The organism is Rhodanobacter sp. Soil_C_14 (assembly GCF_057657335.1).
This window is the reverse complement of sequence record NZ_JBDGIQ010000002.1, coordinates 465985-492976: the sequence shown is the minus strand read 5'-3', so window position 1 is coordinate 492976 and position 26992 is coordinate 465985. Positions and strand designations below refer to the sequence as shown.

Sequence of the window (26992 nt, the reverse complement as noted above, 5' to 3'; positions counted from 1 at the left end):
GGGTCGGGCTCAGCCCACCTTCTTCAGCGGCTCGACGGCGGGTTTTGCCGCGCTCGGCTGCAGCCACGGCATCCGCGCACGCAGCTTCGCGCCGACCTGTTCGATCGGGTGATCGAGGTCGGCCTGCTTAAGGCGCTTGTAGTTGGGCAGGCCGGCGGCGTATTCGGCCGTCCAGTTGCGGGCGAAGGTGCCGTCCTGGATGTCGGTGAGCACGTCCTTCATGCGCGCCTTCACGCCGGCGTCGACCACCCGCGGGCCGCTGACGTAGTCGCCGTACTGCGCGGTCTCGGAGACGAACTCGAGCATCTTGCTGAGGCCGCCCTCGTAGAACAGGTCGACGATCAGCTTCAGCTCGTGCATCACCTCGTAATAGGCGATCTCCGGCTGATAGCCCGCTTCGGTCAGCGTTTCGAAACCGGCAATCACCAGCTCGCTGGCGCCGCCGCACAGCACGGCCTGCTCGCCGAACAGGTCGGTCTCGGTCTCTTCCTTGAAGTCGGTCTTGATGATCATCGCGCGGCCGCCGCCGATGCCGTCGGCGTAGGCTTTCGTCTTCGCCTCGGCCTGGCCGCTGGCGTCCTGGTGCACGGCCCAGATGCACGGCACGCCGCGGCCGCGTTCGTACTCGGTGCGGACCAGCGCGCCGGGGCCTTTCGGCGCGACCAGGATCACGTCGATGTCGCTGCGCGGATTGATCTGCCCGAAGTGCACGTTGAAGCCGTGCGCGAACAGCAGCGCCGCGCCGGACTTGATGTTCGGCTCGATCGCCTCGCGGTACAGCGCCGGCTGCACCATGTCCGGGGTGAGCACGGCGACCAGGTCGGCGCCGCGCACGGCCTCGGCCGGTTCCAGTACGGTGAAGCCGTCGGCTTTCGCCTTGTGCGAAGTGGGGCCGTTCGGGCGCAGGCCGATCACCACGTCGAGGCCGGAGTCGCGCAGGTTGAGCGCGTGCGCGCGGCCCTGGCTGCCGTAGCCGAGCACGGCGATGCGGGAAGAGGCGAGGGTGGAATGGCTGCTCATGCGGTAGCTCCCTGGTTGGATGTTTCAGTGCGTGGCGTGCGGTTGGGTACACGGGTGTCGGGGTGGGTGGTGGCGCCGTCGGAGGCCGAGCCGACCAGCAGGGCGTACTTGGCCAGTGCGCCGCGGCTGACCTTCGGCGCCGGTGGCTGCCAGTGCGCGCGGCGTGCGGCGAGGTCGGCGTCGGTGCGCAGTTCGCGCTGGCCGGCATCGATGGCGATGCGATCGCCGTCGCGCAGCAGGGCGATCGGTCCGCCGCGCGCCGCCTCGGGCGCGACGTGGCCGACCATGAAACCGTGGGTGGCACCGCTGAAGCGGCCGTCGGTGATCAGCGCCACGTCATCGCCGAGGCCGCGTCCGACCAGGGCCGCGGTGACGCCGAGCATCTCGCGCATGCCCGGCCCGCCGGCCGGGCCTTCGTTGCGGATCACCAGCACGTCGCCGGCGCGAATGCGATCGCCCTGCACCGCGGCAAACGCTTCCTCCTCGCTCTCGAAGACGCGCGCCGTACCTTCGAAACTGCCGCTCTTGCCGGGAATCTTCAGGATGCAGCCTTCCGGCGCCAGGTTGCCGTACAGGATCGAGTAGCCGCCGCGGGGCTTCAGCGGAGCGCTGACCGGATGCACCACGTCCTGGGTGTCGGCGCGCGGCGCCGCGGCGACTTCGTCGAACAGCGAGCGGCCGGTGACGGTGGGCGCGTCTTCCAGCATGCCCGCGGCGATCAGTTCCTGCGCCACCCGCGCGCTGCCACCGGCGCCGAACAGCTCCACCGCGGTATAGCGACCACCGGGCAGCAGGTCGGCGATCACCGGCGTGTGCACCGAGGCCGGCTCGAAATCCTCCAGCGTCCACTCGACGCCGGCCTCGCGGGCGATCGCCAGCAAGTGCAGCACCGCGTTGGTGGAGCCCGCAGTGGCGGCGACCATGCGTGCGGCGTTGCGCATCGAGGTACGCGTGATTAGCTCGCGCGGCGTGCGGTTTTCGCGCAGGCATTCCATCACCAGTTCGCCGCAACGAAATGCTGCTGCACCCTTGGCCGGATGCGTCGCGGGGATGTCGTTGTAACCCACCGGCGACAGGCCCATCGTGGTCAGCACCATCGCCATGGTGTTGGCGGTGAACTGGCCGCCGCAGGCGCCCGCGCCGGGGCAGGCGTCGCGCTCGACCGCGGTCAGTTCCGCGTCGCTGATCCTGCCCGCGCCGTGCGCGCCGACCGCCTCGAACACCTGCTGCACGGTGATCGGATGGTGGTCGTGGGTGCCGTGCGCGATGGTGCCCCCGTACAGCGCCACCGCCGGGATATCCAGCCGCGCCATCGCCATCGCCGCGGCCGGGATGGTCTTGTCGCAGCCGCACAGCACCACCATCGCGTCGAGGCAGTGGCCGTCCACCGCCAGTTCGATCGAGTCGGTGATCACCTCGCGGCTGATCAGCGACGAACGCATGCCGGGCGTGCCCATCGCAATGCCGTCGGTGACCGCGATGGTGTTGAACTCCACCGGTGTGCCGCCGGCGGCACGGATGCCATTGGCCGCCTCCACCGCCAGCTCGCGCAGGTTGAGGTTGCACGGGCTCACGTTCGACCAGGTGTGCACCACCGCCACCAGCGGCTTGGCGATCGCCGCGTCGTCCAGGCCGGTGGCGCGCAGCATCGCGCGGGCGGGAGCGCGGTCAGGGCCGCTCTTGATCAGGTCACTGCGCATGGAAAAGCTCCGAAGGACAAATTCCCTTCTCCCCACGGGGGAAGGTGCCCCGAAGGGGCGGATGGGGAGCGGAGGGTCGCGTTGAAGCCGCTCGAAGAGAAGTCATCGCAAGGCGCTCTGGTTGCAAAAAAAGCGCCCCCGGCGTGCAGAGGGAGGTTGGCCGGACGGGACAGGGGGCGGCGCCATCACGGCGACCACGAACCGTCCTGGCCGCTGGCACGCCAGGGGCAGCAGAAAGCGCGGACACGTCCCTGTGTCCGCCGGGGAAAGCGTGGGTGCGCATCAGCCGCATGCGCGCGCTCCGCAGAAGAACGCGGCGGCGTTGTCGGCGTGTTCCTCGATCGCGGCCAGCACCGCATCGAGCACTTCGGTGGTGCCGGCATGTCCGCCGATGTCGCGGCTGTGCGGGCCGTGCCGCAGCACTTGCTCCACCGCCGCCTCGACCGCCAGCGCCTCGGCCTCCAGCTGCAGCGAGTGGCGCAGCAGCAGCGCGGCAGAGAGGATCGCGCCGACCGGGTTGGCCACGCCTTGCCCGGCGATATCGGGTGCCGAGCCGTGGATCGGTTCGTACAGGCCCATGAGGGTCGAGGCGGCCGCAGGCCGCACCGAACTCCCTTCTCCCGTTGACGGGAGAAGGTGGCCCGCAGGGCCGGATGAGGGGGCTCGATCGCCCAGCGACGCCGACGGCAGCAGGCCCAGCGAACCGGCCAGCGCGGCGGCCTCGTCGGTGAGGATGTCGCCGAACAGGTTCTCGGTGACCACCACGTCGTAGCGGTTCGGCTGAGTCAGCAGCAGCATCGCCATCGAGTCGACCAGCTGATGCTCGACCCTTACGTCGGGGTAGTCGGCGGCGATGCGCTGCACCGTGCTGCGCCACAGCCGCGAAGTTTCCAGCACGTTCGCCTTGTCGACCGAGGTGACGTGCTGGCGACGATCGCGTGCCAGCTCGAACGCGCGGCGCACCACGCGTTCGATCTCGACCACGGTGTACCTGCATTCGTCGGTGGCGGTGTCCACGGTGCGTGTCTTCGCGCCGAAATAGGCGCCGCCGGTGAGTTCGCGCACGAACAGCACGTCGACGTCCTTCAGTTTTTCGTTCTTCAGCGGCGACAGATCGGCCAGGGCCGGATGCACCTGCAACGGGCGCAGGTTCGCGTACACGCCGAGCGCGGCGCGCAGCGCCAGCAGGCCCTGCTCGGGTCGCACCGGCGCGTTCGGGTCCGACCACTTCGGGCCGCCGACGGCGCCCAGCAGCACGGCGTCGGCGGCCTGGCACGCCGCCAGCGAGGCGGCCGGCAGCGGTTCGCCGGTGGCGTCGATCGCGCTGCCGCCGATCAGTTGTTCCTCGAACGCGAACACGTGCTCGTAGCGCGCGGCCACGGTGTTCAACACGGCCACTGCGGCGGCGGTGACCTCGGGGCCGACGCCGTCGCCGGGCAGGGTAACGATGCGGGCTTTCATGCTGCTTGCTCCTGTTGTTCGTAGCGGGCGATGGCATCACGGTGTTGCAAGAGGTAGCCGAGCTGGTCGACGCCGTTGAGCAGGCAATGCCGCGCGAACGGTTCCAGTCGGAACGGGATGCGGCCGCCGTCGGGCAGGGCGATGTACTGCTCGCGCACGTCGATCGCCAGCTCGATGCCCGGGTGCTTGAGCAGCCAGCGGTGCTCCAGTTCATCGATGACGATGGCGAGCAGGCCGTTCTTCAGCGCGTTGCCGCGGAAGATGTCCGCGATCTCGCTGCACAGCACCGCGCGGATGCCGTAATCGAGCAAGGCCCACGGCGCGTGTTCGCGCGAAGAGCCACAGCCGAAGTTGCGTCCGGCGACGAGGATCGAGCAGCCATGCGCCTCCGGCCGATTCAACGGAAAGGCGGGGTTGTCGCTGCCGTCGGCCTGGTAGCGCCAGTCGTGGAAGCACAGCTGGCCCAGACCCTCGCGGGTAGTCGTGGTGAGGAAGCGCGCCGGGATGATGCGATCGGTGTCGATGTTCTCGTCGGGCAGCACGGCGGTGCGGGAGTGGATATGGGTGACGGGTTTCATGCGGATCTCCTCGAACTGGCAGCCTTGGCTCCTCCCCCTGCTTGCAGGGGGAGGTTGGGAGGGGGCAGCGCTCTTGCCGCAAGAGCAACCCCACCCCAACCCTCCCCTGCAAGCAGGGGAGGGGGAAAAGCGGAGCGGGTCGTACTCATGCTCATGCCGCCACCTCCACCGCGTACTCGCGAGGATCGGCAATGCGCCCGGCCACCGCACTGGCGGCAGCTGTCGCCGGGCTCGCCAGCACGGTGCGCGCACCCTTGCCCTGGCGGCCCTCGAAGTTGCGGTTGGAAGTGGACACGACCAGCTGCCCCGGCTGTGCCAGGTCGCCGTTCATGGCGATGCACATCGAGCATCCCGGCACGCGCCACTCGGCGCCGGCGGCGGTGAACACGTGGTGCAGGCCTTCGCGCTCGGCGTCGCGGCGCACCGCTTCGGAGCCGGGCACCACCAGCATGCGCACGCCGTCGGCGACGCGGCGGCCATGCAGCACGCGGGCCGCTTCGCGCAGGTCGGACAACCGCGAGTTGGTGCAACTGCCGATGAACACCACGTCCACCAGCGTGCCCTGCATCGGCTGGCCGGCCTTGCTCTGCATGTAGTCGAGCGCGCGGCGTTCCTGCGCATTCGTCGCCGCCGGCACCGGCGCGTCCATCGCGATCGCCATGCCGGGATGGGTGCCGTAGGTGACGGTGGGTTTCACCGCGGCGGCGTCGATGCGCACCTCGCGGTCGTAACGCGCGCCGTCGTCGCTGCGCAGCGCGCGCCATTGCGCCACCGCGTGCTCCCACGCTTCGCCTTGCGGCGCACGGGGACGTCCCTTCAGCCACGCGAACGTGGTGTCGTCCGGGGCGATCAGCCCGGCGCGTGCGCCGGCCTCGATCGACATGTTGCACACGGTCATGCGCTCGTCCATCGTGAGCGCGTCGATCGCCGCGCCCCGGTACTCCAGCACGTAACCGGTGCCGCCATCGACGCCGATGCTGCCGATGATGTGCAGGATCAGGTCCTTGGCGCCCACGCCCGGCGGCAGCTGGCCGTCGACGTGGATCGCCATGGTTTTCGGCCGGCGTTGCAGCAGGCATTGCGTGGCCATCACGTGGCCGACCTCGGTGGTGCCGATGCCGAACGCCAAGGCTCCAAATGCGCCATGCGTCGAGGTGTGGCTGTCGCCGCAGACGATGGTCATGCCCGGCTGCGTGGCGCCCAGCTCGGGGCCGATCACGTGCACGATGCCGCGGTCTTCGCTGTCCCAGCCGTGCAGCTCGACGCCGAACTCGCGGCAGTTCGCCTCCAGTTGCGCGACCTGGGCCTGCGCCTCGGCGTTCGCATACGGCCGGCTGCCGTCGGCGTTCGTCGGCAGGGTCGGGGTGGAGTGATCAAGCGTGGCCAGCATGCGGTCGGGCCGGCGCAGTTTCAGCCCGCGCTCGCGCAGTTCGCTGAACGCCTGCGGCGAGGTGACCTCGTGCACCAGGTGCACGTCGACGTAGAGGATCGCCGGCGTGTCCGCGGTTTCGGCGGCGACGACGTGGGCGTTCCAGATTTTTTCGAAGAGCGTCTTGGCCATCACGCAGCCTCCTGCGCGGTGGCTTCGCTGTGGACGGGCGTTAACCAGGACCAGCGATCCTCGGTACGTCCATCGAACAGGCCGAAGAACGCCTGCCGCAGCTGCTGGGTAATCGGTCCGGGCGCACCTTTGCCGATCGGCTTGCGGTCGACCGAACGCACCGGGGTGATCTCGGCGGCGGTGCCGGTCATCAACACTTCGTCGGCGGAATACAGCGCCTCGCGCGGCAGCTCGCGCTCCTCCACCGCGATGCCGAGATCGGCGGCCAGCGTGATCACCGCATCGCGGGTGATGCCGGCCAGGATGCCGGCGCTGGACGGCGGGGTGAGCAGCTTGCCGCGCTTCACCACGAAAAGGTTTTCGCCGGCGCCTTCGCTGAGCAGGCCGTTGTGGCCCAGCGCGATGCCCTCGTCGTAACCGTTGCGGCGGGCCTCCAGCCCGATCAGCTGGCTCGACAGGTAATTGCCGCCCGCCTTGGCCCAGCTCGGGATGGTGTTCGGCGCGGGACGGTTCCACGAGGACACGCAGACATCGGCGCCGCGCTCGGCCGCCTCGCCCAGGTACGCGCCCCAGTTCAGCGCGATCAGCGCCACGTCGACCGGCGCGTCCGCCTTCGCCAGCACGCCCAGCCCGCCGGCGCCGCGGAACACGATCGGCCGCACATAGGCCGACGGCATCGCGTTGGCGCGGATCAGCTCCAGGCAGGCGGCGTTGATCTCGTCCTCGCTGTAGCCCACCTCGATCTCGTAGACGCGGGCCGATTCGAACAGCCGCCGCGTGTGCTCGGCCAGGCGGAAGTAGGCCGGTCCGCGCGGCGTGGCGTAGACGCGCTCGCCCTCGAACACCGACGAGCCGTAGTGCAGCGCGTGGGCGCTGACGTGGACGTTGGCCTCGGCCCACGGCTTGATCCGGCCGTTGTGCCAGACGAAAGGTGTATGGCCATGGTTCATGCGGTGGCTCCCAGGTTGCGGGTGGCGGGGGCAGCGGCGGCGGACGCGGACGCCTGTTGTTCGATGCGATTGACGATCACCAGCGCGGCCAGCGCGGCGGCTTCGACGATGTCGGTGCTGTCGCCGTGGCCGCGCCAGTCGCGACCGGCATGGCGGGCGCTCAATTGCGCATGGCCCGGCGCGTCGGCGCCTTCGCCCATGGCGTCGATCTGGAAGCGGGTCAGTTCCAGCGGCGTGCCGGTGGCGCGTTCGATCGCGCGCAGCACGGCGTCCACCGGACCATCGCCGATCGCTGCTTCGGCGGCATGGTGCCCGTCGTCGTGGCTCAACTTGACCGACGCCGACGCGCTGCCGCCGAAGTGCGAGTTGGCGTGCAACTGCAGCAGGTGCCACGGGCCGCCGGCGTTCGGGTCGCGGCCCAGCGCCAGCGCTTCCAGGTCTTCGTCGTGCAGCTCGCGGCCGTGGTCGGCGAGGATCTTGAAGCGGGTGAAGATGTCGTCCAGCGCGGCGTCGTCGGGCGTGTAGCCCATCGCCTGCAATCGCTGGCGCAGCGCGGCGCGGCCGGAATGCTTGCCCATCACCAGGCTGGTCGCGGCGATGCCCACGTCCTGCGGCCGCATGATTTCGTAGGTGCCGCGATGCTTCAGCATGCCGTGCTGGTGGATGCCCGATTCATGGGCGAACGCGTTGGCGCCCACGATCGCCTTGTTGCGCGGCACCGCCTGACCGGTCAGCTCGGTGAGCAGGCGCGAGGTCGGATACAGCTGGCGCGTGTCGATGCGCGTGTCCACGCCGAAGTGCGGCGCACGCACCTTCAGCGCCATCACCACCTCCTCCAGCGCGGCGTTGCCGGCGCGCTCGCCGATGCCGTTGATGGTGCATTCCACCTGGCGCGCGCCCGCGCTCACCGCGGCCAGGCTGTTGGCCACCGCCATGCCCAGATCGTTGTGGCAATGGCTGGAGAAGATCACCCGCTCTGCGCCCGCGACGTGGCGGCGCAGGTACTCGAACAGCGCCACGATTTCCGACGGCGTGGTGTAGCCCACCGTGTCCGGTGCGTTCAGCGTGGTGGCGCCGGCCGCCACCGCGGCACTGAACACCTCCGCCAGGAACTCGGGCTCGGTGCGCAGCGCATCCTCGGCGGAGAATTCCACTTCGTGGCAATGGTCGCGGGCGCGTTCGATGGCGCGCACCGCGGTGTCCAGCACCTGTGCCCTGCTCATGCCCAGCTTGTGTTCGCGGTGCAGCGGACTGGTCGACAGGAACAGGTGGATGCGCGCGTGCCGGGCCGCCTGCAGCGCGCGGGCGGCGCTGTCGATGTCGCCGTCCTGGCAACGCGCCAGGGCGCATACCGTGGTGCTTTCCAGCGTGCCGGCGATTTCCGCAACCGCAGCAAAATCGTCCGGCGACGCCTGTGGAAAGCCGGCCTCGAGCACGTCCACGCCCAGCGCCTCGAGCTGCTGCGCCATGCGCAGCTTGGCCCGCCGGTCCATCGAGAAACCGGGCGCCTGTTCGCCGTCGCGCAAGCTGGTGTCGAAGATCCGCACGCGTTCGGCGACTACGTCGTCGTCGCTGGCGGGGGCGTTGTGCTGGTCGGGGTTTTTCATCATGGCTCCGCTGTGTGGGCGTCGCCGAAGGCATAAAAAAACCCCGCATCCGTTACCGGGTGCGGGGTTCTTTGGGTGTTTTCAGGTTTTTCTATTTACCTGGACACATGCCCTCAGCCCGCACCTCCGTTGGTAATGAGGAGTACGAGTACGAGGGCAAGAAGGAGCGTGCCGCGAGCCTGCAGCAGGCCGGCAACCGTCAGGAGACGGTTTCCATTGGCGAGGCTGCGGTGGCTGTTGCGCTGCGACATGTGATCGACCGTAAGTGATGCCTGTATCGGCTGTCAACAAAAATCTTATGAAGAAATCTTCTAAGCGGTCGAAATCGCGTTCGGACGGCTATCCGTCCAAATAGATGCAGATGAAACCATCGGCGAAATCCGCGTCCCCGTCGAACCCTGCCGAATCGGCGGGGTTCCGCGCGACCTGCAGGGCGGTCAGGGGCCCCGGGTCAGGCCTCGAACGCGGCCGTCAATCGCACGCGCAGGGCGGCATCGTCGGCGGCGACGGGTTCGGCATGCGACCGGCGCGCGAGCATGTTCGCCAGCGCCGCGGGCACCTCGACCGGATGGCCGATCAATGGCTCCACGATGCTCTCGAACTTGGCCGGGTGGGCGGTGGCCACCACGGCCCAGGGCCGCTGATCGCCGCTGCCGCGCAGCCGGTCGAGACGGTGCATGGCGGTCGCGGTGTGCGGGCAGACCACCTCGCCATGCCCGCGCGCATGATCGTGGATGGTCTGCCGGATCGTGTCGTCGTCCACGCTCTGCGCGCGAAGCAGCTGGCGCAACGGCGCGTCATCGGGAAACGTCCAGCGCAGGCGCTCGAAATTGCTGGGCGCGCCCACGTCCATCGCGTTGGCGATGGTGGCCACCGCTTCGCGCGGCCGGTAGTCCTCGCCGGCGAAGAACTCTGGCAGGGTGGCGTTGGCGTTGCAGGCCAGTTGCACGTCGCCGATCGGCAAGCCGATCTCGCGCGCCCACAGGCAGGCCAGTGCGTTGCCCAGGTTGCCGGTGGGCACGATGAAGTCGAGCGGCGTGCCGTGTTCGCGCCACCAGCCCAGCGCGGCATGGGCGTAGTAGCTCATCTGCGGCAGCAGGCGGCCCAGGCTGATGCTGTTGGCCGAGGACAGCGGCACCTGCGCCTGCAGTTCGGGGTCGTTGAGCGCGGCCTTGACCATGCGCTGGCAGTCGTCGAAACGGCCGGCCACGCGCAACGCGGTCACGTTGTCGCCGAAGCAGCCGAGCTGGTGCGCCTGGCGCGGCGAGACCAGGCCATCGGGATACAGGATCACCACGCGGATGTTCGGTTGGCGATGGAACGCCGCCGCCACTGCCGCGCCGGTGTCGCCCGAGGTGGCGACCAGGATCGTCAGCGGTCGTGCATCGCTGCGCGGCAGCCGACGCAGGCAGGCGGCGAGGAAGCGTGCGCCGAAATCCTTGAACGCCGAGGTGGGGCCGTGGAACAGCTCCAGCAGGAAGGTGTCCGGATGGGCCGGCAGCGCGCGCAGTGGCGCGTCGAAGTTCAGCGATTCGGCGCAGATCGCGGGCAGTTCGTCGGCCAGGGCATCGCCGGCGAAGAACGGCGCCAGCAAGGTGGCGGCGGTGTCGGCCAGCGTGCCGTGCGGGTCGAACGTGGCCGGGTCGAGGCGCGGCAGCCGTTCGGGCACGTACAGTCCGCCATCCGGCGCCAGCCCGGCGGCGATCGCCTGGCTGATCGGTACGGTCGGTGCGGCGTTGCGGGTGCTGTGGTAGCGGATGGACGCGTTCATGCGTCGTCCCCGAGCGAATCGATCAGCGCGGCCGCCGGCCCGTTGACCGGCGACACCCACGCATCGCTGTCCAGCCCGGCGTCGGCGAACGCGGCCTGCATCGCCACGCTGGCCGCCTCGGCGTCACGGCGATTGTCGTACCAGCCGAACACGCTGGGGCCGGCGCCGGAGATGCTGGCGCCCAGGGCGTGGTGATCGAGTGCGGCCTGCTTCACCTGCGCAAAATGGGGAATCAGTGGCGCGCGGCGCGGCTCCACCAGTACGTCCTTCAAGCCCTCGCGCACCAGTGCAGCATCGCCGCGGTAGCAGCCGGCCAGCACCAGGGCGAGGTTCGAACTCTGCGCCACGAATTCACCGAGTTCGTAATGACCGGCCAGCGCCGCGCGAGCCTTGCGCGTTTCCAGCACCACGTGCGGATGCACCAGCGCGCAGTGCCAGGCGTCGGGCACGTCGATGCGCAGCAGCCGCTCGTGGGTGGCCAGCACCAGCCCGCCGAGCAGCATCGAACCCAGGTTGTCACCGTGCCGGCTGCCGCTGGCCACCGCCTCGCCGTCCAGCGCGAAGGCATACAGCGCCTCGCGCGAAAGCGGCTGGTCGAGCAGGGCGTTGGCCGCGACCAGCGCCGCCACGCACGAGGCGGCCGAGCCGCCCATACCCGAGCCCAGCGCGATGCCCTTGTGCAGCACCAGTTCGAAACCGCAGGGCAGGTCGAGCGCGGCGCGCAGCGAGAGCAGGGCGGTGCCGGCGGTGTTTGCGCGCGGGTCGGTGGGCAGCTCCGTGACGCAGCCGCGGATCGCCGCGATGCGCACCACCGGCTCGTCGATGCGGCGCACTTGGGCGCGATCACCGGCGCCGGCCACGCTGTGGCCGAGCAGGTCGAAGCCGACCCCGACGTTGCCGACGCTGGCGGGTGCGAAGGCGCAGGCGACGGGCGGGCGGGCAGCGGGGTGCGATGGAGCCATGACGGGTTCCGACAATGAGGAAGTCATGCGCGCGCCTCCAGCGACTCGGCGATGCGCAGCAGGTCGGTGAACACGCCGGCGGCGGTCACTTCCGGACCGGCGCCGGGGCCTTGCACCGACAGCGGATTATCGCAGTAGCGACGGGTGGTGAACTGCACGATGTTGTCGGTCAGCCGGGTGTGCGCGAAGGCGTGGCTGGCGGGCAGCACCTGCAGCCGCACGCTGGCGCGGCCGTGCCGGTCGAGCCGGGCCACGTGGCGCAGCACGCCACCTTCGGCATGCGCCTCGGCCAGCTCCGCCGCCATCGGCGCGTCCAGTTCGTCGAGCCGCTGCATGAAGTCGTCGCGCGGCAGCGCGGCCAGCGCCGGCGGCACCAGGCCCTGCAGGTCGACATCCTCCAGCGACAGCGGCCAGCCCGCCTCGCGCGCCAGGATCACCAGCTTGCGCGCCACGTCCAGGCCGGACAGGTCATCGCGCGGATCGGGCTCGGTATAGCCCAGCGCGTGCGCCTCGCGGACCAGCGCGGAGAACGGCTGGCGGCCGTCGTGGCGGTTGCACAGCCAGGCCAGCGTGCCGGAGAACATGCCGTCCACCGCCAGCAGTTCGTCGCCGGTGTCGAGCAGGTCGCGCAGCGTCTGCACCACCGGCAGGCCGGCGCAGACGGTGGCCTCGTAGCGGAAGCGCGCGCCGCCGGCGCAGGCCGCGCGGATCGCCTGCCAGCGCGGCAGCGGCCCGCTGCCGGCCAGCTTGTTCGGCGTCACCACATGCAGGCCGCCGGCCAGCCAGCGCGGATAGTGCGCCGCCACCTCGTCGTTCGCGCTGCAGTCGATCAGCAGCGCGTGGCGGCCATCGTTGCCGCGGACGTGTTCGGCGAACGCGTCCAGGTCATTCGGCCGCCAGACCTGCGCGCCGTCGTGGCGGGCGTTGAGCTCGGCGTCGTCGCAGTCCAGCCACATGCGCTTGCTGGCCACCACGCCGCACAGCTTCAGTTCCAGTCCGCTGTCGCGGGCCAGTCGTGCCTGCGCCGTGCGCAACTGTTCCAGCAGCGCGCTGCCGACCCGGCCGGGACCGATCACGCCGATCGCCAGCACGCGGCGACGCGTGCTGCCGGTGCGCGGCGGCGCGGGCGGCGGCAACGGAAAATGCTGGACTTGCTCGGGTGCACAGGTGATCACGACGGCCTCTCCCTTGGAGGCCCGATCTCGCTGGCGTGTCGGTGTGAGCCGGCCCGCCTCGTCGAGGGCGGGCCGTTGCGTGTAGAAAACTTACCTACGCACGACACCCCGCCCGGAACCCGTGGTACCGGTACCGGTAGTAATCGCGGTGGTGGTCATCGCGGCGACAACGCCGGCGCACGACGCCATGCGACCGGTGTGGACCGGTGCGCAGTGCGGGCGTGCTGGCGTGGAAAGCGGCGACATGTGCTCGACCTTACGGGGATTGCTGCGCTGCGGTCAACAGATTCATCTGCAACCTTTTCGTGGCGGGAACCGGGCGGAACGGCGACGCCGCCGGCCTGTGGCAGGTTGTCGCGAGCCCGAAGCGGCCGGTTGCGCAGGCCTACAATTGGCGGATGAACCTGTCCCTTTCCCTGCGCACGAAGCTCCGCGCGGCCGTCGTGCTGCTCGCCTTCGGTGCCGGCGCCACGGCGTCCGCCACCACCCCGCAGAGCGCCGCGGCGCCGGTGCCCGACACTACCGAGCAGCGCGTCGCCGCGTGTACCAGCTGCCATGGCGCGCATGGCGCGGGCACGCCGGACAACGTGCTGATCCCGCGCCTGGCCGGCAAGCCGGCGGGTTATCTACTGCAGCAACTGGAATATTTCCAGACCGGCCAGCGCCAGCACGCGCCGATGGAATACGTGGTCCGCCAGCTCGGTCCGGCCTATCTGCGGCAGATCGCCGAATACTTCGCGCAGCAGGACGTGCCGTATCGCAAGCTGCCGGTGCCGCCGGTTTCCACCGAAACCCTGCGTCGCGGCGAACAGCTCGTGCTGCGCGGCGACTCCACCCGCGGCGTGCCGTCGTGCGTCAGTTGCCACGGCGCGAAACTGACTGGCGTGCAGCCGATGATGCCCGGGCTGATGGGCCTGTCCTACGACTACCTCAGCGCGCAGCTGGTGTCGTGGCGCACCCGCACCCGCGCGGCCGAAGGCCCCTTTTGCATGGGCGTGGTGGCCAACCGCATGCGCGAATCCGACATCACCGCGGTATCGGCGTGGCTGGCCAGCCAGGAGCCGCCGGCCGACCTGCACCCGGCACCGGCCAGTGCGCAGACCGAGCCGTTGCCCGGCTGGTGCGTGATGGGCCACAGCGGGGTGGCGCCATGAGCCGGTTGCGACGTGGCTGGTGGTGGCTGGCCTTGCTGTTGCTGGTCGGCGTGCTGGCGTGGGTGTTCGTCGGCGGCGGCCACGTCGCGCCGTCGTCGCCGGCGCAGCGCGATGCCGACACCGCGGCATTGCACGATCCGGCCATCATCGCGCGGGGCGAATATCTGGCCACCGCCGGCGATTGCGCGGCCTGCCACACCGCCCGCGACGGCCAACGCTACGCCGGCGGCCGCGCGCTGGCCACGCCGTTCGGCGACGTGCCCGCGCCCAACATCACGCCCGATCCGGAAACCGGCATCGGCCAGTGGAGCTTCGACGATTTCTGGCGCGCGCTGCACGACGGCAGGGGCCGCCACGGCCAGCTGCTGTATCCGGTGTTCTCCTACACCTCGTTCACCAAGGTCACCCGCGACGACGCGCTGGCGATCTTCGCCTACCTGAAATCGCTGCCGGCGGTGCATCGCCCCAACAGCGAGCCTGGGCTCGACTTTCCGTACAACGTGCGCAAGAGCCTGCTGGCGTGGCGCGCGCTGTACTTCAAGCCGGGCGTGTTCCAGCCCGACCCGGCGAAGTCGCCCGAATGGAACCGCGGTGCCTATCTGGTGCAGGGCCTGGGCCATTGCAACGAATGCCACACCACGCGCGATTCGCTGGGCGGCATCGAACCGGATCGCCACCTCACCGGCGGCCAGATCCCGGCGATGAACTGGTACGCGCCCGACCTCAGCACCCAGGCCGGCGGCGGCCTCGCCGGCTGGAGCGCGCCGGACATCGTCGACCTGCTGAAGACCGGCCAGTCCGCCAAGGGCAGCGCCTTCGGACCGATGGCCGACGTGGTGCGCCTGAGCACCCAGCACATGACCGACGCCGACCTGCAGTCGATAGCCGTCTATCTGCAATCGCTGCCGCCACGCGCACCGGTCGTGGCCGCCGCGCCGTTCAAGCGCGCGGCCAGCCACGAGCAGGGCGGCAAGCTGTACGCCCAGCGCTGCGCCGACTGCCACGGCGACAACGGCCAGGGCGTGGCCGGCATCTACCCGCCACTGGACGGCAACACCTCGGTCACCGAACCCACCGGCATCAACGCCACCCGCAGCGTGCTTCTCGGGGGCTTCGCCCCGGTCACCGCGGGCAACCCGCAACCCTATTCGATGCCGCCGTTCGCACAGCAACTGAGCGACGAGGACGTCGCGGCGGTGGTCAGCTACATCCGGCAGTCGTGGTCGAACCAGGCGGGGGCGGTGCAAGCTGCGGACGTGAGCACGTATCGGCATACGCCGATCGATTGAGTTGGCGGCGCCATGCTGTTCTCCCTCCCCTGCTCGCAGGGGAGGGCCGGGGTGGGGTCTCCGCTCTTGATCTTCCTTCAGGAAGTGGGGCTTCCTGCCCACGTGCCACCATTCAAAGCAAAAGCTTTCGTCCTCCTTCGGAGGGCGAGTCACTTTCTCTTTGAGTGGCCAAAGAGAAAGTAACCCAAGAGAAAGGCCACCCCGCTTCCGCGCCTTGCGGACATCCTGTCCGCAAGGTCCGCGTGCGGGTTACGGGGTTTGTCGACAGTCCATCCATGGACTGACGCCAAACTGGTCGGCATCCATGCCGACCACCCTGCGGGCTGATCCTCCACCCGCCCGCCGCTACAGAGGGGCCCCGGGCAGAGCTGCGGGCCATCGTGGCCCGCACTCGGTGCGCAACCGCTGCGCGGTTGCGAGAGCTGAAAAGCGAAGAGCGAAGAGCGAAGGCGGAAAGTGTGCCGTCGGCAGGGCTGTCGACGGGCACGAACGAGTGACGGTGCGCGTCGTTCGTCTGAGGGGTGCGGCAGCGCCTCGCTATCTCCCTCCCCTGCTCGCCCCAAAGGGACTTCCTTCGGTCGCAGAAAGGGTTGGGGTGGGGTTCGCTCTTGATCCTTGGAGCCCTGTGAGTGGCTTGATCTCGGCCTCAAGGAGGCGTTCAAAAAGCGATTCCGCGCCTCAGGCTCGTTGCACTACTTCGCCCGGCAAACGCCCGCCGAACCTTGGAAGGTGTCTGCTTGACGCGCAACAGGCCAGCGCTGAACATCCGTGGCATATGCCCCCAATGCGGGGTCCAGCAAGCGTCGGACGGGCGGGTCGATGAGCTTCGATTTGGGTGTGTGGTATCCGCATGATCGCCTCACGGACAAGGAGGCCGGCTTGCTCTATGCACGCTTGTGCGAGGACGAGGCATGCCAGATCGAGCCGCATGCCTCCGTCGACGCTTTCTACGCCGAACTGACTGCGAAGCATCCCGAAATCGACACGATCCCGGACGACCTCGTCGACGACCACGATCTTTGTCCCTGGAGCTGTGCGCTCGATCGCTCTCCCGGGCACGTCATCATGCCGTCTGTCTGGTCAAAAGCAGAATACGTATCCGTTTTCGTTCATGCGCTCGCACGGAAGCATGGACTGGCTGTATATGACCCGCAAGCCGACCGCATTACGTATCCGGACGGCAACACTTCACCAACAGAAACAAGGCGGCCTTGGTGGCGGTTCTGGTGAGTCGTCCAGCATCTTGATCAAGGCGAACGACTTCGCCGACGCTCAACCTCAGCGTCAGGCTTCCAATTCTGCGCGAACCACTTCAACGGATGTCATGGACCCTCTGGTGCTGGAACAACGTATCCGCAACCGCCTCATCGAGTACGTCGAGTGGGTGGTGGAATATCAAGCCGAGAGCGAGCCACGACTGGGTATGGGCGAGTTGCTCAATCAATGGGAGGACTTCATTACCCGTCCGATCTGCGAGGCCAACTTTCCTTCGCCCGTTTTTTCGGCAGATGAGATCCAGTCACTCAAGCGCCTGGACGATGGCTGGGAACGACTGTGCTCCGCCACGCCCAAACATGTCATTCACGACTCCGAGGTGTTCAAGATGAGCGAGTGGGAGGCGTTCGTCGCATGTGCAGCGGAAGCGGCCCTGACCTTCCACGGGCGGGGCAAGCTTCCGGAAGGCATGTCAACTCAGGTTTCGGCCTGACCACTCCGTAAGAGACTTCCCGTCAATCCCAGCCGCGTGAGGCTTTTGTCCTGAGATATCGCGCGAATCGAGTAGTGGTGCTGATCCATGGAAGATTACGAAGACCCCGAAGTGGAGGCGCGCTGGTTCGCGGAGCAGCGTGGCGAAGTGCTCGCATACCTGCATCGTGAGGGCGTTCAACACGGCGTCGTCGAGGAGGTTCCCGCCTGGTCGGCGTCCCCGTACGTGTCGGTGTGGCGTATCGGCAGCGCGTCCACACAGGGTGCTGTCAGTTGGTGGGCCATTTGTGGCGACTGTCCTTGTGACTACGTTTCGGCAGCAGGTATCCGCAATCCACGTGAAGCCGTGAAAGCGATTGCGTCGCTTTGGCAAGAAAAGGCAGCTTGCATGGGGCGCGGCGAAACGCATCCGACGTTCGTTATCGGCACCGGCGAAAATGATGAGGAACTTGCGCCGCTGCTGGCGTCCAGAGCCGAGTTGCTTCTGGAGTGGGTCGAGGACGATGAGGCGTGGGGTTAGCGCTGACGGCGCGGTTTCGGCTCTTTTGAAGAGTGCGGGCCAGGATGGCCCGCTGCTCTACCGGGGGGCCCTCTGTAGCGGCGGGCGGGTGGAGGATCAGCCCGCAGGGTGCCTGACATGGATGTCAGGCAGTTTGGCGTCAGGGCAGGATGCCCTGTCGGCAAACCCCGTAACCCGCACGCGGACCTCGCAGGCAGGATGCCTGCGAGGCGCGGAAGCGGGGTGTCGTTTTCTCTTGGGTACTTCTCTTTTGGACAAGCAAAAGAGAAGTACCTCGCCCTCCGAAGGAGGACGAAAGCTCTTGCTCTTGATGCGTTCCAGAACTCAGCAGAAAGTCAGGGCGACGGGTAGTGCCCGCCCCACGAAACCGCGGCGCTCAATGCGCCAGATCAAGCGCGTAAATCGCCGTGCCATCCCCGTTGTCCTTCAGCTGCCGGATGTTGTCCAGGCCGGCGGCCTTCGCCACGTCGAGCTTGTTGGCGGCGCCGGTGAACACGACCGGGCCGCGCACTTTCAGCGGCGCGAAATTCCAGGATGCGGGTTCGAGGTTGGCGGCGCTGATCTGCTGCTTGTGCTCGATCCACTTCGCCAGGATCTCGCGGGTGCCGTCGGGTGCGGTGAGCACGATGTTGCTGCCGTCGAGGCCGGGGAAGTGGCCGCCGCCGCTGGCGCGGTAGTTGTTGGTGACGATGATGAACGGGTCGCTCGGCGCCACCGGCTTGCCCTGGTAGCTCAGCGTGGTGATGCGCTGGCCGACCGGTTTCGACACGTCGATCACGTAATGGATGCCGCCCTGGATCTGGTCGAAGTTGTAGCCGACGAAGCGGCTGCTGATCAGCTGCTGCTCGCCGGTTTTGGCCGGGTCGATGCGGTTGAAGCGGCCGGCGGATTTTTCCAGCCAGGCCTTGAGGCCGGCGCCGTCGGTTTTCACCGCGGCCAGGGTGTTCGGATAGAAGTACAGGTCGGCGGCGCTGCGCAGGGTGAGCGGGCCGGCGGCGACGTCGGTGTAATCGTCGGGGCCGCCGAAGCCGGTGCGGAAGGCGGCGGCGGCGGACAGCACCGGCACGTCGGCCAGCTCGGGGTGCGAGCGGGGAAGTTCAGTGCGCACGTAGTCGGCCTGGGCGGCGTTGACCGGCGCCAGCGCGCTCATGTTGCCTTCGTCGGCGAAGTAGCTGCTCATTTGCACGCTGCTGTTGCCGATCGGCGTGTTGACGTAGGCGATGGCCGCTTCATGGGCCTGCTGCACCAGCGGCGCGATGGCCGGATCGGCCGGCACGCACTCGACAGCTTGCGAGCCCGACTTGTTCGGGCTGCCTGACTTGCTGCAGATCGGGCGTACTTCGCTGTGGCTCTCGTCGCGGTCGACCACCCAGCGGCCGCCCTGGCGATCCAGCACCAGCCGGATCACGCCCAGGTCCTTGCCGAAGAAGCCGCCCATCACCGTGGGCACGCCGCGGACCAGGCCGCGCTTCGCATCGACGTCCTTCATGCCGGCGTAGTGCGGGCCGGGGAATTCGGTGTGCGAGTGGCCGAGCAGCAGGGCGTCGATGCCGGGCACGCCGGCCAGGTACCAGCCCGCGTTTTCCATCTGCGGGGTGTACGGCGCGGTGTTGAGGCCGCCGTGCAGGATCGCCACGATCAGGTCGGGATGCTGCGCCTTGAGTTCGGGCAGGTATTTCTGCGCTGCCTCGACGACACCGCTGACGGTGACCTTGCCGGCCAGGTTCTGCTTGTCCCAGTCCATGATCGGCGGCGGGGTGAAGCCGATGATGCCCACCTTCAGCGGCACTTCGATGCGGCTGCCGTCCGGGGTGTAGGCACTGATGGTTTTCGTCACCACGGTCCACGGCCTGAAGATCGGCTTGCCGTCGCGCGCGCTGTAGACGTTGGCCAGCACCAGCGGGAAGTGCGGGCCGGCGCAGCGGTTGTCGTGGCCGCCGTCCACGTTCATCGGCGTGCCGGTGACCTGCGACAGGAAGCCCAGGCCGTAGTTGAACTCGTGGTTGCCGGCGGTGCCGCCGTCGTAGCCCATCGCGTCCATCGCCTGGTAGACGGCCAGTTCCTGCGCGCAGCCGACCGGCTTCACCAGCGCCTGGTAGTCGGCCAGCACGCTGCCCTGGATGGTGTCGCCGCTGTCGAACAGGAAGGTGTTGGGAAACTCGGCGCGGGCGCGGCGGATCAGCGTAGCGGTGCGTTCGTAGCCCAGCGACTCGTCCGGCTTCAGCTTGTAGTAGTCGTAGCTGAGCACGTTCGAATGGATGTCGGTGGTTTCCAGGATGGCCACGTTGGCGCGCGAACCGTCGGCCAGCGCGCTGCCCTGCCAGGGCAGGCCGGCGCAGCCGGCGAGCAGGGCGCCGGCGAGGGCGAGGGCGAGCAGGGGAGTGGTGGAGCGCAACAGGCGTGACGACATGGGGATTCCGGGGACGGGAGCTTGGGTCAGGCCGCAGAAACTAGCAGATCGGCATGGCCGGATGCGCGCCGGGGCCGATGAATGGCTCCGTTCCGGTGCGAGTGCGCCGCCGCGCAGCGCGGTGGCCAAGACCGTAAGATGACAACCCAGTGACAAGGGTCCTACAGGGGGACTGACCAGGCATGCGTCGACTATCTTTGCGCCCATCGCGAGCCGGTGTGGTGGTGTTGTGCGCGCTGGCGTTTCTGGGCGGCTGCATCGCGCTGACGGCGTGGCAGGAACCGCTGCCGCTGCAGCGGGCCTTCATCATGGCCCTGATGCTGTGCAGCTGCGGCGTGCTGTTGCTGGCGTTCGGGCGTTTTGCCAGCGGCCTGGTGGTGGGCGGCGGGCTGTTCCTGCTGCTGAAGTCGGTGGCGGTGCTGAAGCTGCGCTACCTTGATTCGCAGCTGATGCCGTCGGACTTCATCTACTACGTGCGCACCAGCCTGCTCGACACCTTGCGCCACTACCCGCATCTGTACACCGTGGGCATCGTGCTGTGCCTGCTGCTGCCGCCGCTGCTGTACTTGGTGTGGCGCTGGGACTGGCGCCTGCTGGCCAGCCTGCGTGCTTCGCGGGCGATGCCGATCCGGCTGGGCGGGATCGCGGCGTGCGCGCTGGGTTTCTGGCTGTGCATGCTGCCGGCCGGGCCGTTCGCCCGGGCGCATTCGCGCAATGCGTGGCAGAAGATGTCCGACGACGCACAGCTGACCAACTTCTTCGTGAACCTGCGCGACGCCGACGTGCAGCTGCCGCCGATGGCCAGCGACGAGGTGGCCGAGCGCGACTGGGGCGCCACCGCGTCGGGCACGCCGGCCAGCCGGCCGCCGCCGTATCCGGACATCGTGCAGGTGCTGGAGGAAAGCACCTTCGACCCGTCGAACTACTCCAACTGCAACGTGCCGGCATGCCGGGCGGCGATGTTCCAGCCCGATGCGCGCACGCGGGGGCACGGCGTTCTGCGCGTGCATACCTTCGGCGGCGGCACCTGGGTCAGCGAGTTCGCCGCGCTGACCGGCATGCCGCAGGACATCTTCGGCTCCGGCGGCATGTATGCGCCCTACGTGCTGGCGCCCAACGTGCACGATGCGCTGGCGCTGCAGCTGCGCCGGCTCGGCTACCTCACCATCGGCGTGTATCCCACCGCCGCCAGCTTCATCAACGGCGACAATGCGTACCGCGCCTACGGCTTCGATCATCTGTACGGCGCCGACGAACTGGGCCTGGAGGAATGGGAGGAAAGCGACGCGCAGATGTTCGCCGCGGCCAAACGCATCTACGACAAGCTCAGGAAGCCGGGGCAACCGGTGTTCATCATGATCCTGACCTTGAACCAGCACGGCCCGCACGACCACCAGCCGATGGACAAGCTGCCCGCGCCCTACCGCAACCTGCTGCGCGGGCTTGCGCCGGGCATGGCGCTGAACTTCGATACCTACCTGTCGCGGCTGCACGATTCGGACGTGGCGATGCGCGGGCTCGAGCGCGTCTTCCTCGACCGCCCGCAGCCGACCGTGCTGGTGCACTTCGGCGATCATCAGCCCTCGTTCAACGGCGGCATCCGCAAGCTGGAGCGGAGCACGCCGCCGGCGCTGGCGCCGTATCGCGACTACCTCACCTACTACATGGTGAAGAGCAATTTCGCCGGGACGCCGTTGCCGGCGTATCCGATGCTCGACATCGCCTTCCTGCCCGGCATGGTGCTGCAGGCGGCCGGCGTGCCCACCGATGCGTACTTCACCGCGTCGCGCGAATTGCGCACGCGCTGCAGCGGCCTGTACGACGACTGCGCGATCCCCGGCGTGCTGGACTCGTACCACGCCTGGACGATCAACCGGCTGCACGTCTATCAGTGACACCCGGGGGCAGTTTGCGTCGCCCATCCGTCGCGGCGCCGGCCTGCGCCGGTGCTGTCTGACGCAGCGGAGCGGCGTCGCGGCGGAAAGCTGAATGGCAAGTGTCTTGCTTTGTTTCCGGCATGAAAGATCGCCTGCCGCCGTCCCCGACTCCCACGCCCGCTGACCCGCCCGTCGACCCCACGCTGGAACAGCAGATGGCCGAGTGCGGGCTGTCCGGCGACGAGCGCCACTTCCTGCGTCATCTGCATGTGGCCGAGAAACAATTGAACGAGGCCTTCAGCCAGGCGCGCCAGGGCGGCACGCTGGAGGCCCGGATCAGCGAGGTCTACCGCGAGATGTACGGCAGCCCGCGCCGACGCGCACCTGCGCCGCGCTGAGCGGGGTTCGATCCTGTCGCTCAAGCCTGGCCGACAGGTGGCGGCGTCCGGCTATGATCGACGGCAGTCGTCAACGGGGATGCGCATGTCCGTTCTTGCCTTCGATACCGCCACGCCACGCTACCCGCGAGGACTGGCGGTGGCCATCCTGCTGGCGGCATCCGCCGCCATCGCCGGCGCGCTGCTCGCGGCCAGCCATCCGTCGCCGGCGTGGCACTGGCTGCACTGGCTGGGCAAGCCGCTGGCCACCGTGCTGATCTTCGTGCTGGCCTGGCAGTCGCGGCCGGCGCAATCGCCGCGCTACCGGCGGCTGGTGCTTGCCGGCATCGCCTGCTCGCTGCTGGGCGACGTCCTGCTGATGCTGCCGGGCGACCTGTTCGTGCCGGGGCTGCTGGCCTTCCTGTGCGGCCACCTGTGTTTCATCGCCGCGTTCACCGGCGACTGCCGCTTCGCCGCGCGGCCGTGGCTGCTGCTGGCCACGCTGGGTTTCGGTGCGGTGAACATGGTCCTGCTGTGGGATGCGATCGGGCCGGCGCTGCGCATTCCGGTGATCGTCTACGTGGTGGTGCTGGCCAGCATGGGCGGCCAGGCGCTGGTGCGCGCACGGGTGCTGGCCCAACGCGGCGACCCGCAGGCGCCGGCGGCGCGGCTGGCGGCGATCGGCGGCCTGACTTTCATGCTCAGCGACTGCCTGCTGGCCTGGAACCGCTTCGACGGTCCGCTGCCGTGGTCCAGCCTGTGGGTGCTGGCGGCGTATTATCTGGCGTTGTGGTGGATCGCGCGCTCGGTGCAGCGTATCGGGTCCCCGATCGTGACAGAGGCGGCGAAGTGAATACGCAGGAACTCATCATCACCTGGGCCACACCGGTCTTCTTCCTGCTGATCGGCATCGAATTGCTGGTGGCGAAACTGCGCGGCCGGCAGGCGTACGCCGCCAACGATGCGATCAACAGCATCGGGCTGGGCGTGATCTCGCAGCTGGTCGGCGTGTTCACCAAGCTGGTGACGATCGGCATCTATGCCTGGTGCGTCGAACACCTGGCGCTGTTCGCGCTGCCGGAGAACAGCCTGTGGGTTTGGGCCGGCGCGCTGCTGTTCTACGACTTCTGCTACTACTGGCTGCACCGCATGGGCCACGAGGTGAACATCCTGTGGGCCGCCCACGTGGTGCACCACCAGAGCGAGCACTACAACCTGTCCACCGCGCTGCGCCAGACCGGCAGCGGCGCGCTGCTGGGCTGGGTGTTCTACCTGCCGATGGCGATCGTCGGCGTGCCGCTGAAGGTGTTCGTGGTGGTGGCGCTGATCGACCTGCTGTACCAGTTCTGGGTGCACACCGAACAGATCGGCCGGCTCGGTTGGTTCGACCGGGTGTTCTGTTCACCATCCAACCATCGCGCCCATCACGCGGTGAACGATCGCTACCTGGACCGCAACTACGGCGGCATCCTGATCGTGTGGGATCGCCTGTTCGGCAGCTTTGTCGAGGAGGACGACAGCGACCGGCCGGTCTACGGCACGCGCTCGCCGCTGCGCAGCTGGAACCCGCTGTGGGCGAACGCCGAGGTGTACTGGAAGACCGCGCAGGACGCGTGGCATGCGAAGCGCTGGCGCGACAAGCTGCTGGTGTGGATCAAGCCGCCGGGCTGGCGTCCGGCCGACGTGGCGGCGCGCTTCCCGAAGCCCGACTTCACCATGCCCACCGAGCGTTTCGATCCGCCGCTGTCGTGGCCGCTGAAACTTTACGTGCTGGTGCAGTTCGCTCTGCTGCTGGGCATGGCCACGCAGTTCCTCGGCATGGCCGGCAGCGCCGGCTTTTCCGCGCTGCTGCTGTACGCGCTTTACCTGGTCGCCAGCCTGTGCGTGGTCGGTGCGTTGATGGAAGGCCGCCGCTGGGCGGTGTGGGCCGAAGGCGTCCGCGTGCTGGCCACCGCCGCCGTGCCGCTGCTCAGCGGGCGCTGGTTCGGGATTGGCCATCTGGACGGCCATATCGCCCTGGCCATCGCCGTGGTGTTCGGGCTCAGCGCGCTGGCGCTGCCCTGGCTGGGCGGGCTGCGCCCGTCGTCTTCGCTGCATCACGACGTCGCGACGGGGTGACGTCTCTCAAGAGCACCCCTCAGCCCTCCGGGCAGCTCCCCTGCGGGCAGGGGAGCGACGGCGGGTCGGTCAGAATTTCACGCGCGCTTCCACGCCCCACATCCGTGGTGGCGTGACGTAGGCGTACGGCGTGCCCAGCACCGACTGCGAGATCGTGCCCAGGCCGCTGACGTACTGCTTGTCGAACAGGTTCTGCACGTAGGCGCCGAGACCCCAGCGGCCGTTCGCCGCGTTCCAGTCGAGCCGCAGGTCGGTGCGCTGCTGCGGCTCGCCCAGGTCGAAGTTGGTCGGCAAGGCGCACTTGCCCTGGTAGACCGAGGCGTCGTTGCAGCGCATGCGGCCGCGATAGCCGTAGTTGGCGTGGAAGCTCAGCTCGCCCTGGGCCACGCCGTGCCAGGTGTAGTCGCCGCTGAAGCTGTAGGAGAACTTCGGCTCGTCCACCGGCTGGCCGGAGACATCCAGGTAGAGCGCGTCGCCGTTGGTGTCGACGCCGGCCGGCACGCGCGCGGTGGAGTATTTCGAGTCGATGTAGCTGCCGTTGAAGCCCAGCCGCAGATCGTCCAGCGGCACCCACTGCACCTGCAGGTCCACGCCGGTGGCGTCCTGGCTGGTGTTGCTGACCTGGTAGGTCGGCACGCCGAGGCCGTCGGTGGACGGCACCACCACCAGGGTCTGCTTGTCGGTGTAGCGGTAGTGGTAGATCGAGGCATTCAGCAGCAGGTGCTGGTCGGGGAAGGTGCTCTTGATGCCGAGCTCGGCGTTCCACACTTTCTCCGGCTGGAATTGCGAACCGGGCTCGGTGCCGTTGTAGCCGCCAGCCTTGTAGCCCCGGGCCAGCGACAAATAACCCATCGTGTCCGGGGTGAACTTGTAGTCGGCGACCAGGCGCGGGCTGAGGTCGTTCCAGCTGTTGTCCTTGCTGACCAGCTGGCCCACCGCGTTGGGGAAGATCTGGTTCTGGGTGAGGATGGCGCGCAGGGCGTCGGCACTCAGCGCGCCGCCGGTGAGCAGCGGTGCCAGCGCCAGGATGCCGGCCGCGTCGAGCTGGTCGACCGTCGCGTCGAGCTGGGGCGCGTAGCGCACCGGCGTGTACCAGTCGAAATACTTGCGGTCGTGGGTGTAGCGCAGGCCGGTGGTGATGTTGAGCTTGTCGGTGACGTGCCAGATCGCATCGCCGTACACCGCGTACGAATTGAAGTGGCCGTTATTGCTGATCGTCTCGGTCCACGGATCGCCGAGCAGGCGGTAGGGCAGGTTGAACGCCTGCAGCAGCGAGTCGAAGTAGTGGAACAGCGTGCCGTCCGGGGTGAAGTTGGCGCCGAGGCCGCTGTTGATCGCCAGCGTGTCGTAGGTGTCGGTGTTCACCGTGGCCAGGCTGGTCTGTTTCGCGCGTTCCATGTAATAGCTGGCGCCGGCGACCCAGTCGACCCGCTCGTTGCTGCCGTTGAGCTTGAACTCCTGGTACAGCGTGCGCCCCTCGCTGATTACGCCGGTGTCGAGGTGGGTGGTGACGTGGTTGGTGCCGTCGCCGTCCTCGACGTGCGAGATGTTGTAGGCCGCGTAGTTGGTGGTCGAGCTGAAGCCGCCCCAGTCGAAGCCGTGGTCGAAGGCCAGGGTCCAGCCGTTGTACTGGCGGCGTTCGCGGCCGCCGTCGCTGTCGTTGAAGAACGGCGCGTGGCGCGGGTCGTACCAGGTCGACGGATCGGCCGGGAACGGCGCGCGCTGGTACAGGTCGGTGGAGGACAGCGGGATCAGGCCCACGTCCATGCGCGAAGGCTGCTTCAGGCGATCGTGGTCCCACGACAGGTGCACCGTGCTGTCGGGCGTGACCTGCCAGCGCGCCACCATCCGCGCGCCCCACTCGTCGTCCTTGCCGTAGTGCTGGCCGGTGACGGCATCCCTGAGATAGCCGTTGCTCTGGTTGTCCAGGAAGCTCATGCGCACGGCCAGGTCCTGGTTCACCGGCACGTTGAGCAGGGCGTCGCCGTAGCGCCTGCCGTATTCGCCGTAGCGGACGCGGGCCTTGCCCTCGAGCTTGTCGGTGGGTTCGTTGGTGACGATCGAGATCGCGCCGGCGGCGGTATTGCGGCCGAACAGGGTGCCCTGGGGGCCTTTCAGCACCTCGACCCGGGCCACGTCGTTGAGCGCCATCAGCGCGCCGCCGGAGCGCGTCTGGTAGACGCCGTTGACGTAGACACCCACGGCCGAGTCGGTGCCGATGCCGAAGTCGTTGGTCTCGATGCCGCGCATCCGGTAGGTCGGCTGGGTCGGGTCGCTGCCGTCGACCACCACGCCGGGCACGAACAGGTTGGTCTGGCTGAGGTCGGTGGCGGCGATGATGTCGAGCTGCTTCGCGGTGACGATGTCCATCGCGATCGGCACGTCCTGCACTTCCTGCGTGCGGCTCTGCGCGGTCACCGTGATCTTGCCCAGCTCGGTGGCATTCGTGGTGGTCGCTGCCGGCGGCGGACTGGTGTCCTGCGCCGAGGCGGTGGGCGACACGCCGAGCGTGCCGGCAAGCAGGGCGCAGGCGATGCCGGCAGCCAGACGATGGGTGCGGATGAGCATGGATGTATTCCCCGGGTCGTGGTCGCCTCCCTCGCCGCCCGCTCGCGGGCCGGTCGTGGATGCGTGGAAGCATGTTCGCCCGCGTCGAGCGCAGGTGTACAGGTGCAGCGCAACATGTCGCGCACGGGCCAACACGATGGGCGGTATTCGCTATGATCGCCGCTGGTTTCCGGCGGTCATGCGATCA

22 protein-coding genes are annotated in these 26992 nt (G+C 68.5%); 10 read left to right on the top strand and 12 right to left on the bottom strand.

Going from position 1 to position 26992, the window contains the following annotated elements; genetic code table 11:
• Positions 1-9: 9 nt before the first annotated feature.
• The 7 genes from ilvC to AC3A56_RS07685 all read right to left on the bottom strand — a co-directional run bounded on the left by ilvC (position 10) and on the right by AC3A56_RS07685 (position 8877).
• On the bottom strand, positions 10-1020 hold the full coding sequence (gene ilvC / locus AC3A56_RS07715) for a ketol-acid reductoisomerase (protein ID WP_056763294.1): 1011 nt from the start codon (positions 1018-1020) through the stop codon (positions 10-12).
• On the bottom strand, positions 1017-2720 hold the full coding sequence (gene ilvD, locus AC3A56_RS07710) for a dihydroxy-acid dehydratase (RefSeq protein ID WP_487769905.1): 1704 nt from the start codon (positions 2718-2720) through the stop codon (positions 1017-1019). Before ilvD ends, ilvC begins: the two co-directional genes overlap by 4 nt.
• 282 nt (positions 2721-3002) lie before the next feature.
• Entirely contained in the window at positions 3003-4181 is a 1179-nt protein-coding gene (gene leuB / locus AC3A56_RS07705; RefSeq protein WP_487769904.1) for a 3-isopropylmalate dehydrogenase, read from the bottom strand.
• Entirely contained in the window at positions 4178-4759 is a 582-nt protein-coding gene (leuD, locus tag AC3A56_RS07700; RefSeq protein ID WP_487769903.1) for a 3-isopropylmalate dehydratase small subunit, read from the bottom strand. Before leuD ends, leuB begins: the two co-directional genes overlap by 4 nt.
• A 151-nt stretch (positions 4760-4910) precedes the next feature.
• The gene (leuC, locus tag AC3A56_RS07695; RefSeq protein WP_487769902.1) at positions 4911-6320 is read right to left on the bottom strand and encodes a 3-isopropylmalate dehydratase large subunit; all 1410 of its coding nucleotides are present in this window, start codon (positions 6318-6320) and stop codon (positions 4911-4913) included.
• Positions 6320-7270: a branched-chain amino acid transaminase gene (locus AC3A56_RS07690; protein ID WP_487769901.1), complete on the bottom strand. Its 951-nt coding sequence runs from the start codon at positions 7268-7270 to the stop codon at positions 6320-6322. The genes leuC and AC3A56_RS07690 overlap by 1 nt, the downstream gene beginning before the upstream one ends.
• Entirely contained in the window at positions 7267-8877 is a 1611-nt protein-coding gene (locus tag AC3A56_RS07685) for a 2-isopropylmalate synthase (protein WP_487769900.1), read from the bottom strand. Before AC3A56_RS07685 ends, AC3A56_RS07690 begins: the two co-directional genes overlap by 4 nt.
• 14 nt (positions 8878-8891) lie before the next feature.
• Between AC3A56_RS07685 and AC3A56_RS07680 the strand changes: the two genes are divergently transcribed.
• Positions 8892-9146: a hypothetical protein gene (locus AC3A56_RS07680; RefSeq protein WP_487769899.1), complete on the top strand. Its 255-nt coding sequence runs from the start codon at positions 8892-8894 to the stop codon at positions 9144-9146.
• Between the two features lie 182 nt (positions 9147-9328).
• Here AC3A56_RS07680 and thrC read toward each other — a convergent pair whose 3' ends face one another.
• From thrC to AC3A56_RS07665, 3 genes are read right to left on the bottom strand one after another with little or no spacing between them, the layout of a single operon-like run.
• A complete protein-coding gene (thrC, locus tag AC3A56_RS07675) occupies positions 9329-10648 on the bottom strand; it encodes a threonine synthase (protein WP_487769898.1) in 1320 nt (439 codons plus the stop codon).
• Positions 10645-11610, bottom strand: a complete 966-nt coding sequence (locus tag AC3A56_RS07670; protein ID WP_487769897.1) for a homoserine kinase — start codon at positions 11608-11610, stop codon at positions 10645-10647. The genes thrC and AC3A56_RS07670 overlap by 4 nt, the downstream gene beginning before the upstream one ends.
• 23 nt (positions 11611-11633) lie before the next feature.
• The gene (locus AC3A56_RS07665) at positions 11634-12785 is read right to left on the bottom strand and encodes a homoserine dehydrogenase family protein (RefSeq protein WP_487769896.1); all 1152 of its coding nucleotides are present in this window, start codon (positions 12783-12785) and stop codon (positions 11634-11636) included.
• A gap of 398 nt (positions 12786-13183) precedes the next feature.
• Here AC3A56_RS07665 and AC3A56_RS07660 point away from each other — a divergent pair, with 398 nt between their 5' ends.
• The 5 genes from AC3A56_RS07660 to AC3A56_RS07640 all read left to right on the top strand — a co-directional run bounded on the left by AC3A56_RS07660 (position 13184) and on the right by AC3A56_RS07640 (position 17455).
• Positions 13184-13939, top strand: a complete 756-nt coding sequence (locus AC3A56_RS07660; protein WP_487769895.1) for a c-type cytochrome — start codon at positions 13184-13186, stop codon at positions 13937-13939.
• On the top strand, positions 13936-15228 hold the full coding sequence (locus AC3A56_RS07655; RefSeq protein WP_487769894.1) for a cytochrome c: 1293 nt from the start codon (positions 13936-13938) through the stop codon (positions 15226-15228). The genes AC3A56_RS07660 and AC3A56_RS07655 overlap by 4 nt, the downstream gene beginning before the upstream one ends.
• 819 nt (positions 15229-16047) lie before the next feature.
• Positions 16048-16458 carry a hypothetical protein gene (locus AC3A56_RS07650; RefSeq protein WP_487769893.1) on the top strand — a complete coding sequence of 137 codons (411 nt, stop codon included), beginning with the start codon at positions 16048-16050 and terminating at the stop codon, positions 16456-16458.
• The gene (locus AC3A56_RS07645) at positions 16373-16936 is read left to right on the top strand and encodes a hypothetical protein (RefSeq protein WP_487769892.1); all 564 of its coding nucleotides are present in this window, start codon (positions 16373-16375) and stop codon (positions 16934-16936) included. Before AC3A56_RS07650 ends, AC3A56_RS07645 begins: the two co-directional genes overlap by 86 nt.
• An 87-nt stretch (positions 16937-17023) precedes the next feature.
• Positions 17024-17455: a DUF4826 family protein gene (locus AC3A56_RS07640; protein WP_487769891.1), complete on the top strand. Its 432-nt coding sequence runs from the start codon at positions 17024-17026 to the stop codon at positions 17453-17455.
• 376 nt (positions 17456-17831) lie between these two features.
• Here the strand turns inward: AC3A56_RS07640 and AC3A56_RS07635 are convergent, their stop codons facing one another.
• Positions 17832-19865 (bottom strand): bifunctional 2',3'-cyclic-nucleotide 2'-phosphodiesterase/3'-nucleotidase, encoded by a 2034-nt coding sequence (locus AC3A56_RS07635; protein WP_487769890.1) that lies wholly within the window; start codon positions 19863-19865, stop codon positions 17832-17834.
• A 182-nt stretch (positions 19866-20047) separates the two neighbouring features.
• Here AC3A56_RS07635 and AC3A56_RS07630 point away from each other — a divergent pair, with 182 nt between their 5' ends.
• From AC3A56_RS07630 to AC3A56_RS07615, 4 genes are all read left to right on the top strand, one after another.
• Entirely contained in the window at positions 20048-21760 is a 1713-nt protein-coding gene (locus AC3A56_RS07630; RefSeq protein ID WP_487769889.1) for a sulfatase-like hydrolase/transferase, read from the top strand.
• A gap of 122 nt (positions 21761-21882) precedes the next feature.
• A complete protein-coding gene (locus tag AC3A56_RS07625; RefSeq protein ID WP_487769888.1) occupies positions 21883-22140 on the top strand; it encodes a hypothetical protein in 258 nt (85 codons plus the stop codon).
• An 85-nt stretch (positions 22141-22225) separates the two neighbouring features.
• A complete protein-coding gene (locus AC3A56_RS07620; protein WP_487769887.1) occupies positions 22226-22972 on the top strand; it encodes a lysoplasmalogenase in 747 nt (248 codons plus the stop codon).
• Positions 22969-24237, top strand: a complete 1269-nt coding sequence (locus AC3A56_RS07615) for a sterol desaturase family protein (protein ID WP_487769886.1) — start codon at positions 22969-22971, stop codon at positions 24235-24237. Before AC3A56_RS07620 ends, AC3A56_RS07615 begins: the two co-directional genes overlap by 4 nt.
• Positions 24238-24306: 69 nt before the next feature.
• Here AC3A56_RS07615 and AC3A56_RS07610 read toward each other — a convergent pair whose 3' ends face one another.
• A complete protein-coding gene (locus tag AC3A56_RS07610; RefSeq protein ID WP_487769885.1) occupies positions 24307-26805 on the bottom strand; it encodes a TonB-dependent receptor in 2499 nt (832 codons plus the stop codon).
• Positions 26806-26992 lie beyond the last annotated feature (187 nt).